The sequence below is a fragment of the Paraflavitalea sp. CAU 1676 genome, assembly GCF_029223285.1.
Taxonomy (GTDB): domain Bacteria; phylum Bacteroidota; class Bacteroidia; order Chitinophagales; family Chitinophagaceae; genus Paraflavitalea.
This window is the reverse complement of record NZ_JARHUJ010000004.1, coordinates 124,279-143,737: the sequence shown is the minus strand read 5'-3', so window position 1 is coordinate 143,737 and position 19,459 is coordinate 124,279. Positions and strand designations below refer to the sequence as shown.

At 51.3% G+C, this 19,459-nt stretch carries 12 protein-coding genes; 7 read left to right on the top strand and 5 right to left on the bottom strand.

The features are described 5' to 3' along the window. Positions 1 to 167 precede the first annotated feature (167 nt). The 3 genes from mnmA to P2H89_RS13555 all read left to right on the top strand — a co-directional run bounded on the left by mnmA (position 168) and on the right by P2H89_RS13555 (position 4,255). Positions 168 to 1,265, top strand: coding sequence for a tRNA 2-thiouridine(34) synthase MnmA (mnmA, locus tag P2H89_RS13565; protein WP_275827607.1), 1,098 nt, complete (start codon positions 168 to 170; stop codon positions 1,263 to 1,265). A 218-nt stretch (positions 1,266 to 1,483) separates the two neighbouring features. Then, positions 1,484 to 2,257, top strand: a complete 774-nt coding sequence (locus P2H89_RS13560) for a hypothetical protein (protein ID WP_275827605.1) — start codon at positions 1,484 to 1,486, stop codon at positions 2,255 to 2,257. A 33-nt stretch (positions 2,258 to 2,290) separates the two neighbouring features. Continuing rightward, positions 2,291 to 4,255 (top strand): S8 family peptidase, encoded by a 1,965-nt coding sequence (locus tag P2H89_RS13555; RefSeq protein ID WP_275827603.1) that lies wholly within the window; start codon positions 2,291 to 2,293, stop codon positions 4,253 to 4,255. On the opposite strand, the gene P2H89_RS13550 is transcribed toward P2H89_RS13555, so the two are convergent. Next, a complete protein-coding gene (locus P2H89_RS13550) occupies positions 4,252 to 5,478 on the bottom strand; it encodes an Fmu (Sun) domain-containing protein (protein WP_275827601.1) in 1,227 nt (408 codons plus the stop codon). The two genes, P2H89_RS13555 and P2H89_RS13550, sit on opposite strands and share 4 nt — an antisense overlap. An 82-nt stretch (positions 5,479 to 5,560) precedes the next feature. Here P2H89_RS13550 and P2H89_RS13545 point away from each other — a divergent pair, with 82 nt between their 5' ends. Together P2H89_RS13545 and P2H89_RS13540 are read left to right on the top strand one after the other, a co-directional pair. Further along, positions 5,561 to 8,626 (top strand): two-component regulator propeller domain-containing protein, encoded by a 3,066-nt coding sequence (locus P2H89_RS13545; protein WP_275827600.1) that lies wholly within the window; start codon positions 5,561 to 5,563, stop codon positions 8,624 to 8,626. 139 nt (positions 8,627 to 8,765) lie between these two features. Beyond that, the gene (locus tag P2H89_RS13540; protein ID WP_275827598.1) at positions 8,766 to 9,392 is read left to right on the top strand and encodes a response regulator transcription factor; all 627 of its coding nucleotides are present in this window, start codon (positions 8,766 to 8,768) and stop codon (positions 9,390 to 9,392) included. Between the two features lie 512 nt (positions 9,393 to 9,904). On the opposite strand, the gene odhB is transcribed toward P2H89_RS13540, so the two are convergent. Continuing rightward, positions 9,905 to 11,149: a 2-oxoglutarate dehydrogenase complex dihydrolipoyllysine-residue succinyltransferase gene (gene odhB, locus P2H89_RS13535; protein ID WP_275827596.1), complete on the bottom strand. Its 1,245-nt coding sequence runs from the start codon at positions 11,147 to 11,149 to the stop codon at positions 9,905 to 9,907. A gap of 86 nt (positions 11,150 to 11,235) precedes the next feature. Further along, positions 11,236 to 13,989 (bottom strand): 2-oxoglutarate dehydrogenase E1 component, encoded by a 2,754-nt coding sequence (locus P2H89_RS13530; RefSeq protein ID WP_275827594.1) that lies wholly within the window; start codon positions 13,987 to 13,989, stop codon positions 11,236 to 11,238. 271 nt (positions 13,990 to 14,260) lie between these two features. On the opposite strand from P2H89_RS13530, the gene rpsT reads away from it, so the two are divergent. Both rpsT and P2H89_RS13520 read left to right on the top strand, forming a co-directional pair. Continuing rightward, entirely contained in the window at positions 14,261 to 14,524 is a 264-nt protein-coding gene (gene rpsT / locus P2H89_RS13525) for a 30S ribosomal protein S20 (protein ID WP_275827592.1), read from the top strand. A gap of 549 nt (positions 14,525 to 15,073) precedes the next feature. Beyond that, the gene (locus tag P2H89_RS13520; RefSeq protein ID WP_275827590.1) at positions 15,074 to 17,314 is read left to right on the top strand and encodes a S41 family peptidase; all 2,241 of its coding nucleotides are present in this window, start codon (positions 15,074 to 15,076) and stop codon (positions 17,312 to 17,314) included. A 30-nt stretch (positions 17,315 to 17,344) separates the two neighbouring features. On the opposite strand, the gene P2H89_RS13515 is transcribed toward P2H89_RS13520, so the two are convergent. Then, positions 17,345 to 18,409 (bottom strand): glycosyltransferase, encoded by a 1,065-nt coding sequence (locus P2H89_RS13515; protein ID WP_275827588.1) that lies wholly within the window; start codon positions 18,407 to 18,409, stop codon positions 17,345 to 17,347. Continuing rightward, the gene (locus tag P2H89_RS13510; RefSeq protein ID WP_275827586.1) at positions 18,409 to 19,428 is read right to left on the bottom strand and encodes a glycosyltransferase; all 1,020 of its coding nucleotides are present in this window, start codon (positions 19,426 to 19,428) and stop codon (positions 18,409 to 18,411) included. The genes P2H89_RS13515 and P2H89_RS13510 overlap by 1 nt, the downstream gene beginning before the upstream one ends. Positions 19,429 to 19,459 lie beyond the last annotated feature (31 nt).

The following is a 19,459-nucleotide window of genomic DNA, read 5'->3' as shown; positions in this document are numbered from 1 at the left end:
TGGCCGCCCAGCCCGTTCGGGGAAGCAAAAGTAAAAATCCTCTATTTCCATTGCCAACACGTACTGTTGATTATGAAGTATTTACAGGCAGTTTAAACACTCCCCTTTCGGCCTCCGCCGAACAGTTTGTATATTTGCCTGTTATTCTCCATACTAAACAAGCAAGCATGAGTCGTAAAGGAAAAGTGCTGGTAGCCATGAGCGGCGGTATTGACAGTACCGTGGCCGCCCTCATGCTCAATGACCAGGGATATGAAGTGGTAGGCATTACCATGAAGACCTGGGATTATGCAGCCAGCGGAGGTAGTAAAAAGGAAACCGGCTGCTGCAATGTCGACTCCTTCAATGATGCCCGGATGGCCGCCGTCCAACACGGATTTCCCCATTATATCCTGGATATCAGGGATGAATTCGGTGATTTCGTGATCGAGAACTTTGTCGATGAATACCTCGCCGGCCGCACCCCCAACCCCTGTGTCATGTGCAATACCCATATTAAATGGCGCGCCCTCCTCAAACGAGCCGACGCCCTTGATTGTGAGTTTATTGCAACCGGTCACTACGGCAATATCCACCAGCATACCAATGGCCGCCACTATATCAGTAAAGGCCTGGATGATACCAAAGATCAGAGCTACGTACTCTGGGGCCTGCAGCAAGACCTGCTCGCCCGCACCATGCTGCCCCTCGGGAACTTCCGTAAAACGGAGATCCGCCAGATGGCTCTCGACTATGGCTACCCCGAACTCGCCAAAAAAAGCGAGAGCTACGAGATCTGCTTTGTGCCCGACAATGATTACCGCGGTTTCCTGAAACGCCGGGTAGAAGGGCTCGAAGAAAAAGTAGCCGGCGGCAATTTTGTAGACAAAACAGGCAAGGTGCTGGGACAGCACAAAGGATACCCTTTCTACACCATTGGACAACGCAAAGGCCTCGATATAGCTTTCGGCAAACCCGTATACGTCACCAACATCATCCCCGAAACCAATACGGTGATGCTTGGCGATGAAGATGACCTCAATCGCCACGACATGCTCGTGAGCAAGATCAACTGGCTTAAATATGATGGCGTTACCGATGGCATGGAAGCCATGACCAAGATCCGTTACAAGGACAAAGGCACCTTATCCAACCTCTATACCGACGAAAGAGGCGTAAGGGTGCGGTTCTTTGAAGACGCCAAGGGAGTAGCGCCCGGACAAAGTGCTGTTTTCTATGAAGGGAACGACGTAATCGGCGGCGGGATCATTCAACGGGGACAATAAACCCGAAAAATGGCCCCAGGGTGGCCGTTCAGACCTGATTTTCAAGCAATAATTAGCTCCATAAATCGTTATCAGAACCGGGAAAGTAGACCACTTCCCGGTTTTTATTTACAACCTGCCCATCCGCAGGCTCAGTGGCGAACGTATCTTAAGGGGCAACAAAAAAAGACCTAACATTGTCCTTTAAGGAGATATCCAAAGAAAATAACCGGTTTACCATGAAAAGACACGTTACCCTTTTTTCATTGATTGTGTTGTTGGCTCTGCTGGTCGTTGTGGCTGGTTGCGACAAAAAGACCGACGATACCCAATACACCACACCCAGCGATTACTTCCGGCTGGAAATGGGGAAATACATCATTTACCGCCTCGATTCACTCACGTTCGCCAATTACGGGGTAGATGATCTGGTCACTTCCTACCAGGCTAAGGATATTGTAGAAGGCATTGGTTCCGATCTCCTGGGCCGCCCTACCTGGCGTGTACAACGTTACCTGCGTCCCTTCAGCAGTACCAACGAAGCCGATTGGAAGGCCAGCGTTGCGTACGAAGTGATCAAGGACAAGAGCACTATCGAGATCAATGAAAATAACCTTCGCTTCATTAAACTGCAAACCCCCATTGCCGAAGGTCGCGGATTCATGGGCAATGGTTACCTGCCCGACGAACCTTATAATCAATACGATATCAGCATCACCGAAAACATGCAGTCCTGGGAATCCAGCTACGAAGAATTTGGTCCGGCCGAGATAAATGGCAAAACCTACGACAATACCATTACCATCACCCAGGTCAACGATTCGTCCGACGTACCCATTGTCAGCAAACAACTACCCGCCTCTAAAACGGTTTGGGTAGAGAAATATGCCAAAGATATCGGCCTCATCTACCGCGATGTAGCGATCTGGGAATACCAGCCACCGTTGAGCGGATCAACCGAAGGGAAAAAAATAGGCTTTGGTATCCGGCTCAGTATAATAAGCCACAATTAATCGCCGACAGGCAACCGGCATAAATAGGGCTGCATGAAGAACTGGTTCACCTTAATCGTTTTGATCAGCTTGTGCAGCAGCACCCGTGCGCAGTACACCCGTTATATAGTCCGGTTAGCCGATAAAAAAGGAACGGCCCATAGCCTCAGCAATCCCGCCACTTACCTGTCGGCAAAAGCCATCGCCAGAAGAACAACGCAGCACATCGCGATCGACTCTACAGATCTTCCCGTATCGGCCACTTACCTCGATAACCTGCAGAAAGTGCCCGGCGTAAAAGTGCTGAATACCTCCAAATGGCTGAACCAGGTGCTTATTCAAACCAGCGATCCATCGGCGCTGGGCACCATCAACAATTATCCCTTTGTAATAGCCAGTAGCCCGCTCGGCCTTCGCTCCGCAGCAGAATCAGCCGGCGCAAAGATCAGCCGGTTTGAAGAGACCATCATGCCCTACACACCTGCCACCAACACACGCGTGCAGGACGTTGCCGCGCTCAGTTATGGCGGCACCTATAACCAGATACATATCCACCGTGGCGAATACCTGCACAACCACGGCCTCACCGGCCAGGGCATCGCTATCGCCATACTCGACGCAGGATACCGCAGTTATAATACCAATCCTGCTTTTGATAGCGTTCGATTACAAAATCGCATCCTGGGTACCTGGGATTATGTGAACAATGAAGCCAGCGTATCGGAAGACGATCCCCATGGCGCCTATTGCTTTAGCATCTTGGCAGCCAACAGGCCGGGACAGATCGTTGGCTCCGCACCGCACGCCAGCTATTGGCTGCTGCGTACGGAAAACGCCGCATCAGAATACCCGGTGGAAGAACAGTACTGGGCCGCCGCCGCCGAATTTGCCGACAGCGCCGGTTCCGATATGATCTCCTCTTCACTTGGCTACATTGATTTTAACGACCACAGTTTCGATCATAGCTATGCGCAACGCGATGGCAACACCTCCATCGTAACAAGGGCAGCCGATTTGGCCGCCCGCAAAGGCATCATCGTCATGAACAGTGCCGGCAACAACGGAGCCCGTAACGACGACCTTAAATACGTGTCCTGCCCGGCCGACGGAGACTCTGTCGTGGCCGTGGGCGCCACCACCAACAGCGGGGCCATTGCCTCGTTTAGTAGTTGGGGGCCCACAGGTAAAGGATCGCGGAAACCGAATATCGCATCTGTTGGACAAGGCACCATCCTGGCCGGCCTCACCGGCAACCCATCGGCCGGCAATGGCACCTCCTTTTCCAACCCCAATATCGCTGGTCTGATCGCTTGTCTTTGGCAGGCATTCCCCGCTGTCTCCAATATGCAACTCATCGACGCCGTACAGCAGAGCGCTCACAAATACAGTAATCCCGACGACCGGTTCGGATATGGATTACCCGATTTCAAAAAAGCGATGGTATCACTGATCCGGCAGCAGGCTAAAGCCACCAGCAGCTTTGAGAATTGCGTAGTGAACCTGCAATGGACAAGTACCGACGATACCAGCGTGGTGTATACGATCGCCCGACAGATGCCCGGCGAACTTACGTTTACACCGATCAGGCAGGTAAACGCCACCTCACTACTCTTTAAAGACAACAGTTATACCCTACAGGATACACTTACGGCGGCAGGTACGGGCACGGCCCACTACCGCATCGTTCAATCGATCGGCACGGATACCTCCTTCGAGATCGGCAGCCTGCATCAGGCAGTTAACGTGATCTGCTTTCCTTCCAACACCATCCGCATCATGCCCAACCCCGTCACTACGCAGTTGAGCATCATTGTCAATACACCTGCATCGATGACGAACCTCTCCATACTGGTGCACGACGAGCAGGGCCGGCTGGTTTATAAAAAGAATGTATCGAAAGGGGCTGGCTACTTTAACACGCAGGTGTACACGGCAGGCTGGCAAAGTGGCCTGTACAGGGTTACCCTGTATGAGGGATCAAAACGCTTCTACGATCAGACAATCGTGAAATTACCTTAAGACTTATTGAGTAAGGCGGCAAACATGGTATCGGCCCGTTGGCCGTATCCTTTCAACACTTCCATATGAAGAAGGTCAAGGCCATGGCGTTCCTGCATGGCAGCTACTACCGCTTCATTCTCCGCCCGGAATACAGAACAGGTGATATACAGAAAATAACCGCCCGATGGCAGTTGTGCCTGCACCCGCCCAACGATCTGTAACTGCAGCGCCTGGTAGCGCGCAATGGCGGATTCTTCAAAATTATACAGCTGCTCGGGCGTGCGGCTCCAGGTGCCAGAGCCCGAACAGGGTACATCGGCAATTATTAATGATGGCTTCAATGTAGCTGGCAACACCGTACGCTGGTCGCTGAGATCCGCCACCAATGAGTGGTAGGATGCAATGCCCGCCTCGGAAAATCGCTGACGAAGATTGGCAATGATCGATTCCCGTATATCAGAAACAGTGAGGTCGATAGAACCTAAGGTATCCCAGGCAAGGATCGATTTGCCGCCACTCGCTGCACAACAATCCCACACCACCCGCTGCTGGTTTGTAGAGCCTGGCATATTGCGGGCATGGCCTTGACTGCCGACTGCCCAGTCCTCTTTCACACGCTGCAAAAACCCACCAACCTGTTGCGAACTATAATCCTGTACGACGGCTTCTTTGTTCAAAGCTATTACTTCCTCAACCTTAGTACCGTTGGGCAACGCCAGGCAGCCATTTTCCTTTGCTGAATAAGAGATCCCGGCCAGTTGCAGTTTTTGTTCTACTATCTTTTGCTTGCCCGGGCGGCAGCGAATAAACAAATCTGGCTGCACCAGGAACGAAGCGCCAAAAGCATTCGCATCAATACCATCGCTCAAAGCATCCTTCCAGGGAAAAATAAGTTCCATAGGCTCCTGCAGCTCCACCTCTTCCAACACCAGGTTCCATTTATCCGCAAGCGGTAAGACTGTTTGCTCATTCCAGGCTGGCTTTAATTGGGCCAGCATTTCATTGGGCTGTAGCGAACATAGAAACAAGCCAGACACCACTCTTTCAGCTGCCGGCAACGAACGCAACGCTTTACCCAGGCGGAAATAACAATAGCAAAGATGACTGATGCTTTTACGGTCGCGCGAGCCGTATTTTTTATCCTGCCGGAAAAACTCTTTGATGAAAATACCAAAGGGTTGTTGTCCCTTGTAGAGATCGAGAACCTGTACCGCCGTATTGAGGTGAGCAAAGAATTTCATCCGCTGCAAGATAGGGAAAACGTGGTGGGGCCAATAAATTCCAGTAATTTGACTTCCTGATCCTTATACCACCTTGCGTAGTTTGCTCACGATATGGAGTATCCTTTTCCTGCAGACATTGGCAATAGCCCGTCAGCCATCTATTTCATTCCGTACCATCACCATCAATCAGGGCCTGTCTCAAAATAGTGTCATCGACATTGCCAACGACGACAAAGGCTTTCTCTGGTTCGCAACCCAGGATGGCCTCAATCGCTACGACGGTATTGGTATTTCGATCTTCCGGAAGAATTTCGACGACGTGACTACCCGCGCCTACAGCCGCCTGGGAAAGGTAATTCCAGGCCTTCAACATGATCTTTGGCTCATTACCAGCGGAGGCAAACTAGAAAGATTCAACCTGTACAATGATTCTTTCACACTGATCGGCCAACTACCATCCGGCAATAAACTGCCGCCGGTAAGCTGCTTTCACCTTGAAAAGCAAAAGGCCTGGTGGATCGGTACGCAGAAGGACGGGCTTTATCACTACGACTCCACCACTGGTAAACTACAGCACTTCAACAAAAAAGCCGGCACACTCAACAGCGATACCGTTCAATACCTGCACCCCTGCCGCAACGGTAATTATTGGGTGCTCACCAGCAATGGCATCAACGTGATCATGCCTGCCGGCTCCGGCGCCCGCCACCTGTACAATGCCGGCGGACCCGGCATATCCTGCAGCGTTATGGAAGAAGACATGAAGGGCAATTGCTGGATCGGAACTTATGCGCACGGCCTGTACCTGAAACGGCCTCAGGACAGTACGCTGCAACCCTTCACCGGCTTTGATGCTGCCAACGAGCTGCCGGCCGATCTCGTGGTGCAGGACCTCATGACCGATCAGCAGGGCCGCCTTTGGGTAGGTACGCTTGGTAGTGGACTCTATATCATCAACGATCGCGACCAAACGGTGCAGCACCTTGTACCGGAAGAAGGCAACGCAGCCTCCCTCAGCTATATCGATGTACTGTGTCTGCAACCCGACCGACTGGGCAGTATGTGGATCGGTACCGATGGTGGAGGGGTTAGCTTTTACGACAAGCGACTGAACCTCTTTTCGCTGATGAGCAGGAACACTGTACCCAAGAATATTCCGATCGAGCAGGTGCGTTCCGTTACCACCGATCAGCAGGGCGGTTTATGGATCGGTACTTCCTCCAGTGGTCTTTCTTATTCACCCAACCACCTCAACCATACCCTGGCGCCCGTTCGGCTGCCCGGCATTCCTGGTGCGGCCACCAAAGAGCGCATAGTGTCTTTGTATGCCGATGAAGAAGATACCTGGGTGGGTACGCAGGATAAAGGTTTACTGCTGCTTAACAGCCGCACCAAAAACGTCAAAGCGAGCTTTTCCCCACAGGGTAAAGGAACCAATTTCCTGCCCGATCATACCGTTTGGTGCATACTGCCAGCCGGCGGACAAAAGGCCTGGCTGGGTACGCGCAACGCCGGGCTGTGCTTAATCGATAAAAGCAAGGGATTATTGAAAAAATTCCGGTACGATGCCGCCAATCCCCAAAGCATAGCCGACAACAACGTGCGGGCCATGATCCGTATCAGCGACAGCCTGCTTTGCCTCGCCTTCGAAAACAGGGGAATCCAGTTCTTTAACCCCTATACAGAAAAGTTCTCCTCACTTCAATATGATAAAGCCCTGCAGCAGATCAGGGACGAGGAACCTACCCTCAAATGTCTCTATTACCAATCACCCAATATCTGGATGGGAACCTTGGGCAAAGGCATCCTGTTGCTGAATATGACGACAGGCATACGCACTGAGATCACGGAAAAGAACGGCTTGCCCAACAACACGATCTATAGCATTGTGGCCGACAAACTGGGCAATTTGTGGATGAGTTCCAACGGCGGCCTCATCCGGTGCAGCCCTCCCGCCAATCCGCAGCAGTTCAACCGTTCGCATTTCAGCCTGTTTACGATGGAAGATGGCCTGCAGGGTAATGAATTCAACACCGGCGCCTATTATGCCGCCGGCAATGGCATCCTGTACTTTGGCGGCACCAATGGCCTCAACTGGTTCGATCCCCGCAAATACACTGGCGCCAATACCGCCGCGCCGATGGTCATTACATCGGCCACCATCAATAACGAACCCTGGGCTGGAGATACCGCCATAGCGTATAAAAAAAGTCTTAAACTGGCATGGCGGCAGAATTCATTGTCCTTCAGTTTCGCAGCCCTCGACTACGTGGCTCCCCGCAAATTGAACTATTATTACCAACTCTATCCCTACGATAAGAACTGGATATATGCCGGTAACAGGAACTATGCGGCCTACACGAACATTCCCCCCGGCGAATATACCTTCCGGGTAAAAGCCTGGGGACAAACCATCGGCCCCAATGATCCCGAAGCAGTGCTTTCCATCACCATCACCCCACCCTTCTGGAAAACCTGGTGGTTCATCGGGTTGCTGGCACTTGCCATGGCAACCGTCCTTTACCTGCTGTACCGGTACCGCATCAACCAGCTTATTGAATTACAAAAGGTGCGTAACCGTATCGCCACCGACCTGCACGACGATATCGGTTCCACCCTCACCAATATCAGTATCCTATCGGAACTGAGCCGGCAAAAGATCGACCGTGGAGAAGAAGCGGCCCCCTTCCTGAGCCGCATTGCAGAAGAAGTGAACAGCTCCAGTCAGGCCCTCGACGACATCGTGTGGAGCATCAACACCAACAACGACACCATTGCACAAACTGTGGCCCGTATGCGGCGTTATGCCGCAGAAATATTCGATGGGGCCAATATTCATTATACCCTACAGCTGGATGACCAGTTCGCGCAACGCAGACTTAATATGGAGCAAAGGCGCGATTGCTTTTTACTGTTCAAGGAAGTGATCAACAATATTTACAAGCATGCACGCGCCCAAAATGTAGACATCCGCGTATGGCTCGAAGGCAATGTTTTCAATATGATCATTGTGGATGATGGAAATGGCTTCGATCCCACATTGGTCACCCACCGCAATGGCCTCAAGAATATGCAACAGCGGGTAAACCGGTGGAAGGGGCATCTGCAGATACGGTCTGCCGTCGGCAAGGGCGCCACCACCAATATCAGTTTTCCGGTAAGCTAACCCATTATCGCGGCGCCTCCCGCAGGCTCCAACGGCCCGCCACAGGCAGGCAGCCTCACCGCTCCTGCCGCAATCTTACTCCTCCCCCTACTCAAATGAGCGATAACGCGTAGTAGTAACAGAGTGTTACCTTTATCGCATGTTAGCCAGGATCGCCATATTCGAAGACAATGACAGGCTGCGGGAATCGCTGGCCTACCTGTTGAAGATGAACAACTACGACGTGGTGGGCGATTATAACCAGTGCAATGATGCAGCCAATATAGCGCGCGTGTACAAGCCCGATGTGGTATTAATGGATATTGATATGCCCGGCGAATCCGGTATCCGTGGCGTACAGCTCATCAAGGAAGCACAGCCCCAAACGGCCGTCATTATGTACACCGTATTTGAAGATGATGAGAAATTGTTTCAATGCCTGTGCGCCGGCGCCAATGGCTACCTGCTCAAAAAGACGCCACCGGCCAAACTATTCGACGCCATTCAGGAAGTGCTGGAAGGCGGCGCCCCCATGTCGCCCACGATCGCCAAAAAAGTATTGAATACTTTCCAGGCGCGGCGCGATGCCAACAAGTACAACCTCTCCCCCCGCGAAATAGAGGTATTGCAATGGCTTACCAAAGGCTACAGCATCAAGCTCATCGCCAAGGAAATGAACCTCGCCTTCGATACGGTGCGCGCCCACCTCAAGAACATTTACCAGAAACTACATGTGAACTGCGGCAAGGAAGCCATCGCCAAAGCCCTGAGCGAACGGATCGTTTGACCTGCATCATGCCCCGCTGCACCTGTTTCGGCTATCAGCATTGCGGCATTGCTCGACGCCTCCCGGCCATCAACCACAGCGCCATCACAAACCTTCCTGCTGCACCAGCACCAGCTTTCATCATCAGAAGGCGTATCGGGACCAGCTTGCGGCCTCCGAGCCCCCGCGTACTTTTCCTCACTCAAAAAGGGTATTGACATCCGGTCACCATCCGCTGAACTTTGTATTGAACCCCATCCCTGCCAGCATAAATCATTGTTCAGCTGCCGCATAGCGGCCTTAGCTGAATTAAAGAGCGGTGATACTTAACGGACGGCATTGAATCAACTATTTTGCCGTCAGCAGGGCTGGTGTTCTCACCGGCCTTTCTGTTTGTAAAGGCCGTCAAAACAGGCAGGCCGCACCGCTGCCCCTCATCAGTTGCTCCCTAACCCATTATAGACAACTCTCCAACGCAAAAAGCCTGTCTTTACAACAGGCTTTTTGATTATCAGTAAAAAGTTGGGATACTATTACAGTTCGAGCAGGGTCTTTACCGGATCCTTACCAAACAACAACAGCTCAGGATTCTCCAGTAATTCCTTCACCCGTACGAGGAAGCTCACAGACTCACGACCGTCAATAATACGGTGGTCATAGCTCAGCGCCAGGTACATCATGGGTTTGATCACCACCTGACCATTGATCGCCATCGGGCGCTCCTGGATCTTGTGCATACCGAGGATCGCACTTTGTGGCAGGTTGATGATCGGCGTGCTCATCAGCGAACCAAATACACCACCATTGGTGATCGTGAAAGTACCGCCTTGCAGTTCTTCCATCGACAGCTTATTGTCTCTTGCTTTACCCGCCAGCTCGATCACCTTCTTCTCGATCTCCGCCATGCTAAGGCTTTCTACGTTGCGGATCACCGGAACGGTCAAACCACGGGGAGTAGAAACGGCAATGGAGATATCGGCATAATCGTGGTATACGAGTTGGTCGCCATCGATATAAGCGTTCACCGCAGGCCACTCCTGCAGCGCAATGGCGCAAGCCTTACCGAAGAAGCTCATGAAACCCAGGTTTACGCCGTGCAATTCTTTGAACTTATCCTTGTATTTGCTGCGCGTTTCCATGATGCGGCTCATGTCAACCTCGTTAAAGGTGGTGAGCATCGCAGTGGTATTCTTGGCTTCCACCAGGCGGCGGGAAATGGTTTTCCGCAGCTGGCTCATCTTCTCGCGGCGTTGCTCGCGGTTGAAGAGCGCTTTACCACCAGTCACTTTGCCGGGGTTGCTCAAAGCAGCCAGCACATCATCCTTCACGATCTTACCCTGGTAGCCGGTTGGAGTAACCGACTTGGGGTCAACCTTTTTATCGGCAATGATCGCAGCGGCAACCGGGGTTGCTTTGATATCGTTCGAAACAGCCGCTACAGGAGCTTGTGAAGCAGGTTTGCTGTCAGCAGCAGGAGCCGCCTTTGCTTCTTCCTTCTTCGCAGGAGCTGCCGCGCCATTGGAGGCAGCGCCTTCGGGCTTTGCAGCAGTTTCATCAATAGTAGCCAGTACATCGCCAATGTTCAGGGTGTCACCCTCCTGGGCAGCACGCTTCAGCACACCGGCTTTCTCGGCATTTACTTCAAAAGTTGCTTTTTCGCTTTCCAGTTCAGCAATCACCTCATCCCTTTCTACATAATCACCATCATTCTTTACCCATTTGAGCAAAGTCACTTCGCTGATTGATTCTCCTACTGTCGGAACTTTAATATCGATCATATAATAAGATGCTTGTTTCTGATTAATCGGTCGGGCCAATCCATGCAAATGCCCTACCTGGTACAGGCAGGGCAAGTTACTTCATTTTAGATAGAAAATGCCGTATCGATGATCTCGCTTTGCTCTTGTGCGTGCACTTTCAGATAACCAGTGGCAGTGGCAGCAGAAGGCTGACGGCTGATCACGCCATAGTTGATCGACTTGAGGTTCATTTGCAGGTAAGAAGCAGCACCCATGTTGAGCGGCTCTTCCTGTACCCAGAACCAGGTAGCCTTGCTGTACTTGGCATACAGCGCCTCCAGTTGCTTCAGCGGCAGCGGATACAATTGCTCTACCCGTATAATAGCGGTATCTTTTCTGTTATCTTTTTGTTGTCGTTCGGCCAGGTCGAAATACACTTTACCGCTACAGAACAATACCTTCTTCACGTCATCGGCATTACCCACAAAAACATCATCGATCACTTCTTTAAAACCGCCCTGCAGGAACTCCTGGGTGGGCGAATAAGTGCCCGGGTGGCGCAGGTTGGCCTTGGGCGAGAAGTTGATCCATGGTTTGCGGAACGGCCATGCCAGCTGACGGCGCAAGGCATGGAAGAAGTTGGATGCGGTGGTGATATTCGTAGCCACCATGTTCAGTTCGGCGCACATTTGCAGGAACCTTTCCATACGGGCACTGCTGTGCTCGGGGCCCTGACCTTCGTAACCGTGTGGTAACAACATGCCTACACCGTTCATGCGGTTCCATTTCTGCTCGCCGGCAGCAATGAACTGGTCGATCATGGTTTGGGCGCCGTTGCAGAAGTCACCAAACTGAGCTTCCCACAAAACAAGCGCATTGGGGTTGGCCATGGCATAGCCATATTCAAAACCCAGTACACCATATTCACTCAACAAGGAGTTGTATATTCTGAACTGACCTTTTGCTCCGGGTATATTGCTTAAGCGGCTATAGGCCTTATCGTTGTTCTCATCGCGCAATACAGCGTGACGGTGCGAGAAGGTACCACGACGAACGTCCTGGCCGCTCATGCGCACATCCTTGCCATCGAGCAAAAGACTGCCATAAGCCAGCAGTTCGCCCGTAGCCCAATCGATCTTGCCTTCATCGTTATAGAGTTTCACCTTGTCCTGCAGGATCTTCTCGATCTTTTTCAAAGGTTTGAAATCTGCCGGCCAGGTCATCAGCGCGTCGAATACTTTCTTGAAATCGTTTTCAGCAATGGCCGTAGCAGGACTGGCATCGAAATCTTCGTTAGTAGCCTTACGCAGGCTCTTCCAATCGATCTCGGGTTGCTGATAATGGTAAGGCAGCGGATTCTGTTTCACTTCATCCAAACGCTCCTGCAGATCGGCCCAGAATTTCTTCTCCATATCCTTTGCCATTTCTTTGGCATCGGCTTCACCATTCTCCAGCAGGTAGCTGGTATATACTTCCCGTGGGTTGGCGTGTTTCTCGATCACACCGTACAGCTTGGGCTGGGTGAACTTGGGATCATCGCCCTCATTGTGACCATGCCTGCGGTAACAAACCATATCGATGAATACATCGGTATTGAACTCCTGACGATAACGCGTTGCGATCTCTACACACTTCACTACTGCTTCGGCGTCGTCTCCATTCACGTGCATCACGGGCGCCTGGATCATGGCAGCCAGCGAAGTACAATAGTCGGAAGTACGTGCATCTTCGAAGTCGGTCGTAAACCCGATCTGGTTGTTGATCACAAAGTGAATGGTGCCACCGGTATAGTAACCATCCAGACCACTCATTTGCACTACTTCGTATACGATACCCTGACCGGCTACGGAAGCATCACCATGAATGAGGATGGGCAATATTTTATCGAAATCACTTTCGTACAGAACATCGGCTTTCGCACGGGCAAAACCAACCACCACCGGATCCACCGCTTCAAGGTGTGAAGGGTTGGGCATCAGTTTAAGGTGAACGGTCTTGTTATTGGGCGTTTCTACTTCACTGCCGTAACCCATATGGTATTTCACGTCGCCGCTACCCATGGTTTGGTCGAGCTTGGCAGTGCCTTCGAACTCGCTGAAGATCTGCTCATAGGTTTTACCCATGACGTTGGCCAACACGTTGAGGCGACCGCGGTGCGCCATACCGATCACGACTTCCTGCACATTGTGGTCGGCAGCGGTATTGATGATGGCGTCGAGTGCAGCAATAGTGGTTTCGCCGCCTTCCAGCGAGAAACGTTTTTGACCAATGTATTTGGTATGCAGGAACTTTTCGAACAGTACGCCCTGGTTCAGTTTTTCCAGGATGCGTTTCTTCTGCGCAACCGGAATGGGTTTGCTGAAGTTGCGCTCCATTTCGTTGGTGAGCCAGTCTACCTTCTTTTGGTTGCTGATGTATTTGAACTCCATCCCTACATGGCTCGCGTAGCAGCTTTGCAGGTGAGCGAGTATCTTACGGAGTGTTGTGGTACCCAGGCCGATCATATTGCCGGCGTGGAATGTTTTATCGAGATCAGCTTCGGTAAAGCCGAAGAAATCAAGCTCGAGGTTGGCGCCACGGTCCTTACGCTCACGGATGGGATTGGTCTTCGCAATAAGGTGGCCTTTGTTGCGGTAACCGAGGATGAGGCGATAAGCCCCCACCTCCTTTTTCCAGTCAATTCCGCCGGCCACGCCTGCGGTCGCTTCCGCTACAGCCGTTCCGTTGGAACCAAGCTTGCCTTCGCCTACTGCAAAATCAAAACCTTCGAAAAATTTCTTGAGTTCCGGATCAACACTATTGGGGTCTTTCACAAAATCCTGGTAGAGACTCTCAATAAAAGCCGGAGATGAACTGGTGATGTACGAAAAGTCCTTCATTGAAGAAGCATTGAATGCTAAAAGAATATGGGTATTTGAAATCGGGGTACAAATATAGCCACGAATGTGTGATTAACAGATTATGAGGCTATTTTATTGCATTTAGATAACAGCCAAAGGCCTCCCGTTGTTTGAATGCCGCCACAGGGCTAAATCCGGTACGATTCGCCCATTTTGCCCCTATTTCAGGCTTTTTAGAAAATAAAGCCCTTTTTTTTTGATTATTCCCCGATGGGGCCTACCTTTGCCGTCCTAAATTTTTCGAAAGACAATGGCAAATCATAAGGCTACCAAAAAAGATGTGCGTCAGGCTACAAAGCGCAGGGAAAGAAATAAGTATTACGGAAAAACTACCCGTAATGCCATCCGTGACCTGAAAGCGTTGAAGACTGGTAAGGAAGCTGGGGAACAACTGCCTGATGTTGCCTCTATGATCGATAAACTCGCTAAAAGAGGTATCATTCACAAGAATAAAGCAGCCAACCTGAAGAGCAAGCTCACTAAGAAAGTGAACGCACTGGCTGCAGCTAAATAGTTTTTTCCGAGACTCTTTATAAAAGCTACTGTAGTCCCCTCACTCGTTGACGGGACTATTTTTTTGCCTGTACCCCAACGGTTTGAGGAATGCGGCTGCGCGCCCTGGCGTGATTGATCCGGCACCGGCCTTTCTTCCCTCACCGCTTCCGCCCACCTCGCAGTCAGCAGCCCAACCTGCTAACCTGCCGCAAACATATATTTTCAATTACCATATGACAAAAACTATAGAGCACCTATAGAGCAATTACAGAGCATCTATAGAGCACCTATAGAACCCTTCCCGGCGTCTTGGTTCGCACTTACTTCGTGCTTACTCCGGGTGTACCCGCCTAGATACCCTACCCAACCATACCGGAGATCCTCTACGTCTATACAGGTCGGCACGAGTATCTGTAGTGGTTCCAGTGAATACCCAGTGAGGTCCTGGCGGCCTCCTGTAGGCTTATACACGGCTTCTGCATAGCCTGGAGGTCGTGGCAGCCTAACAAGGCAGAACGCTACTTACCGCGACAATCCGCAATACCGCCATTCAAAACAACCCTTTTCTATGCAAATACCTGGTCGCTTAAAACGATTTATGGTCTTTTCGGTCCTTTGCCTGATAGCAACCCAGATCTGTGCGCAATCGACTATCAATCAATCCAATCCGTGGAATCTTGGCTTTGAACAGATCAATACGCCCAGGCAGTCCATTTACCCCTGGGTAAGGGCATCCTCCCAGGATCTTCATTATGCCATCTCCCTCGATTCAGTGTCGGCCAAAGAAGGAAAATACGCCCTGCGCATCGCTTATGCCGCCTCAGGCTCCGCCCTCAGCCAGGGGCAGGCCACCAATACCATTGGTCTCGACATCCCCTGCGACACCCTTACCGTATCCTTTTATGCCCGGGTCACCGGGCGGATTAAAAAAGCGGAGGTAAGTTTTAATGTGTTCCAGAACTACATGGAGAAGGCAGGGGCAGGAAATCGCTTCAAACTAAACGAAACCGCCGAATGGACGCACTATACCGGCAAGATCCTCATGAATGAATTGCGCTTCCCCACCGATCGGTTCCGAATCACCGCCAGCTATGACGGAGATGGGAGCCTATGGCTCGATGAGATCACTTTATTGGCAGATGGTAAACCACTCGAAACAACCACTTCCTATTGCAAGCCGGTGAATGAGGTCGTTCAACCACTCTCGCAGCAACAGATCACCCGCCTGGCGCTGCTGGGACAAGCCTGGGGATTCCTGAAATACTACCACCCGAATGTCGCCAACGGAGAGCGTAACTGGGACGGCGAATTGTTCCGGATGATACCCGTTGCAAAGAACGCCGCCAGCGACGAAGCATTCAGCCAGTCGATTTTACAATGGATCGAAAGCCTTGGCAGCATCCCCCTGTGCATCCCGTGCGACACGAGCGTTCCGAACAACCTGCTGCGGTACAATGTAGACCTCGCCTGGATGAGTGATGCACATTTCTCGCAGCCGTTGCGTGAGAAATGGCTGCATTTGCTGCATAGCCGTTTTAAGAAGCCAGGTTTCTACGGCAGTTACGATAAAGCCGGCAATGCTCTTTTCAACGAGAACAGTTATAACTGGCGTAGTGGCGACTATCCCAACGAAAATTTCCGGTTACTCACCCTGTTCAGGTACTGGAACATGATCCAGTATTTTTCGCCCTACAAGAACATCATCGGCCGAAACTGGAACGAAGTACTGTATGAATATGTGCCAAGGCTGGCGGAGGCGAAGGATTCCTTGTCTTATAATCTCGCCGTAGTGGAATTGGTGCACAGTGTCAACGACAGCCATGCGAGCACCTACAACCCGGTAGTGGCCAAAGAGTTTGAGTTGATCCTGCCAGTGTCGTTCAATTTTATCGGCAACGATCTGGTAGCATCAATGTTCTACAGCGATTCGCTCGCCACGGCAGACGACTGGAAGAAAGGTGATATCGTTGAAAAAATAGACGGTCAAACCCTCGCAGAACTCATAGCACAGAGAAAAGCGCTCGCAGGAGGCTCGAACGAGACCGCAGTGCTCAGACTGTTAAATACCCGAAACCTGCTTACCGGCGGCACCTCGCCTACCGTAACCCTTGGCATCCGCCGACAGGGAAAGTCGTTTAGCAAGGTCATGCACCGGTACACTTATTCAGCCTTACGTTATCAATACACTTCTGACAAAACACTCTTCAAAATATTACCTGGCAATATTGGCTACGTAAACATGGGTTTGCTCGAAGTCAAACACGTGGATAGCATGATGCTGCTGATGAAAGACACGCGGGGCATCATCTTCGATATCCGGAACTATCCACGCGGCACGGGATATGCCATTGCACAATACCTGCTTACTGAGCAAAAACCGTTTGCGCTTTGCTCCTTTCCGGCCTTCGAGTTTCCCGGTGCATTCAAATACACATCCCCCATCAAATGCGGCCCTTCGGGACCGGGAAAAAACAAAGGCGGGTTTACTTATGCGGGCAAAACTGTGATACTCGTTAATGAACTCGCCCAGAGCCATGCCGAGTGGACCACCATGACACTACAAGCTGTACCCGGTGCCGTAACATTGGGCAGCCAGACTTCCGGTGCCGACGGTAATGTATCGGCCGTTGCGCTACCGGGCGGCATTTCCACCCGCATGACCGGGCTGGGGGTATTTTATCCCGATCAATCACCCACGCAACGGGTTGGCGTGCGGATCGACAAAATAGTGAAACCAACTTTGCAGGGCTTGCTCGATGGTAAAGATGAAGTGTTGGATGCCGGGGTGAAAGAGATCGATTCGAACTAAGAAAGCGCCATATAATTTCCCCTGTCAGGCTTATCCTTGCCTGACAGGCTGTTCGAACGCCTCCAATTGGGTAGTTGGTGACGACATGGGGTTGAACCGTGACTTTAGCGTGGCGGCCAGTTGAAAATTCTTCTCCATTGTTTTGAAGTACCTGTACGACAGCAGCCGCTGCCGCAACATCAGCAACTCGAGGCGTTGGGCCATTGGGCGGTCCTTGTTGTTGGAGGAGCCTGCCATATTACCCATCAGGAGGGCCATTTTTCTTGCATGGTAGCCAAAGCTCTTTAAAAGTTCTTTCCGGAATTGCGGAAGCGAATTATTACCGGTCTTTATCAGTATTTTATAAGGCTCAATAACAGAAAAGCAACGGGAGCTTTCTTTGATGTAGGTGCGGTAATAGACCGGAGTAAGCCGGTTGGCTGTGATAAAATGTGTGAACCGGAGCCGGTCGTCATACCAAACATCGTATCCGGCCAAAGCCAGCGCATAACACAATTCATGATCACCGCCCGAACTCAATTGATATCCCAATCGATCGGTAAGCAGGGAAACAAACCCCGCCTCCTGCAACCGCTTATAAGCAGATTTACGCAGCACTGCCCCGGCGCCATATACCAGATGGCCGGGTACGGGGCCTGATTCGGCAGCTTGCCGTCCGCCCGCGTACAGGTTGAACAGGTTAAACCAGCCAGGCGGTGTTGCTTCAAATTCAAACTCCCCATATCCCCCTAAAATACCGATCGAAGGATGCCGCTGCATCACTTCAAAGGCTGTATGAACATAGGCTTCCGATAACCAGTTATCGTCGTCGCACAGGAGAATGTATTCATAGGCGGCCGCGGCAAACCCTTTTTCACGGGCATAGGTGAGGCCGGCCTGTTCTTCGCGGATCACTTTAAAAGAAATAGCAGCATCATATTTCCTCCATTCCCGCCAGGCAAGCTCGATGGAATTATCCTGTGAAGCATTGTCCACTACAATCACTTCGCAGGGCAGTGATAACGGTATCACTTGCCGCGCAATATGTTGCAGTGTAACAGGCAGCCTCGCTGCTCCATTATACGTACAAATCAGAATAGTAATGCCAGCCTGCATTAATGATCAGATTCTTTATTACGTGGTATGAATGAAGTTATATTCAACGTCATTTTGATGTACAATTTCGAGATCTTCCACAACAGCAAAGGATCAACATGCATCGACAACGCTTCCTGTACCTGTATTTTTGCCCCTTCTCGGCTTCGCAATCCGTACCAAAGGTCATTGGCAATTTTAATACCATAGTGCGCATAGAATTTCATCGCCTCCCGGTATAGTTCCGTTTTTTCCGCCTCGGGTAAGTATTGCTGTATGGCCCTGATCACCCATTGAAGATCTTTCAGGTTCTTGGCTGTAGCATAAGACTGGCCCGATATTGACTTGCCATGCAGCCGGTAGGCAGCCAGCACTTCGGGCTCATAGCCCATGGGGTAATGTTGGGCAATACGTACCCACATTTCCCAATCTTCCCCATAATTAACCCCGTAAAAACCACCAAGCTTTTCGTACACCTCCCGCTTAACGGTAACTGTACAAAACTGAAGCCGCTGTCGCTGCGCCAGGCGGGCCAGCCAGTTATCAAGTATGCCCGGCGTTTCCATTTCTTCATCCCGGTAATAAAGAGGTTTACCACTCTCCCCTACGTAAACATAACGGCAAAATGCAGCGCCGATAGCAGGATAACGGTCAAACAAGGCGCCTATTCTCGAATAATAACCCGGCTTAACCAGGTCATCGCCATGCAGTATATGTACGAGAAATCCGGTTGCGCGGTTGATGCAGGTCTCAAAATTACGCAGGCTGCCTACATTTTGCGGCTGCCGGAAATAACTTATCCGCCCATTTCCCACTTCGGCCACCAATGCTTCCATATTGGCATCGGTACTGGCATCATCTACTACCTCGATCTGCATGAATTCCGGGGCAGGGGCCTGCTGCAACACGGCCTCCAGCGTTTGGCGCAGGTAGTCCGCACAATTGTACACGGGTATCATCACCGACCATTTGGGGCGGCTGGTGCCGGCCGGCAATGGCAGGATCACGGGTGGCGCAACGGGTATCCGGATTTCCGGCATAGGACTATAGCTTTTCGTTCAGCAGAACAGA

Bases quoted from the DNA above. Each gene is read 5' to 3' on its own strand.
- P2H89_RS13555 (WP_275827603.1), top strand. From the start codon at position 2,291: ATGAAGAACTGGTTCACCTTAATCGTTTTGATCAGCTTGTGCAGCAGC.
- P2H89_RS13540 (WP_275827598.1), top strand. From the start codon at position 8,766: ATGTTAGCCAGGATCGCCATATTCGAAGACAATGACAGGCTGCGGGAA.
- P2H89_RS13550 (WP_275827601.1), bottom strand. From the start codon at position 5,478: ATGAAATTCTTTGCTCACCTCAATACGGCGGTACAGGTTCTCGATCTC.
- P2H89_RS13560 (WP_275827605.1), top strand. From the start codon at position 1,484: ATGAAAAGACACGTTACCCTTTTTTCATTGATTGTGTTGTTGGCTCTG.
- mnmA (WP_275827607.1), top strand. From the start codon at position 168: ATGAGTCGTAAAGGAAAAGTGCTGGTAGCCATGAGCGGCGGTATTGAC.
- P2H89_RS13515 (WP_275827588.1), bottom strand. From the start codon at position 18,409: ATGCAGGCTGGCATTACTATTCTGATTTGTACGTATAATGGAGCAGCG.
- P2H89_RS13520 (WP_275827590.1), top strand. From the start codon at position 15,074: ATGCAAATACCTGGTCGCTTAAAACGATTTATGGTCTTTTCGGTCCTT.
- P2H89_RS13530 (WP_275827594.1), bottom strand. From the start codon at position 13,989: ATGAAGGACTTTTCGTACATCACCAGTTCATCTCCGGCTTTTATTGAG.
- rpsT (WP_275827592.1), top strand. From the start codon at position 14,261: ATGGCAAATCATAAGGCTACCAAAAAAGATGTGCGTCAGGCTACAAAG.
- P2H89_RS13510 (WP_275827586.1), bottom strand. From the start codon at position 19,428: ATGCCGGAAATCCGGATACCCGTTGCGCCACCCGTGATCCTGCCATTG.
- odhB (WP_275827596.1), bottom strand. From the start codon at position 11,149: ATGATCGATATTAAAGTTCCGACAGTAGGAGAATCAATCAGCGAAGTG.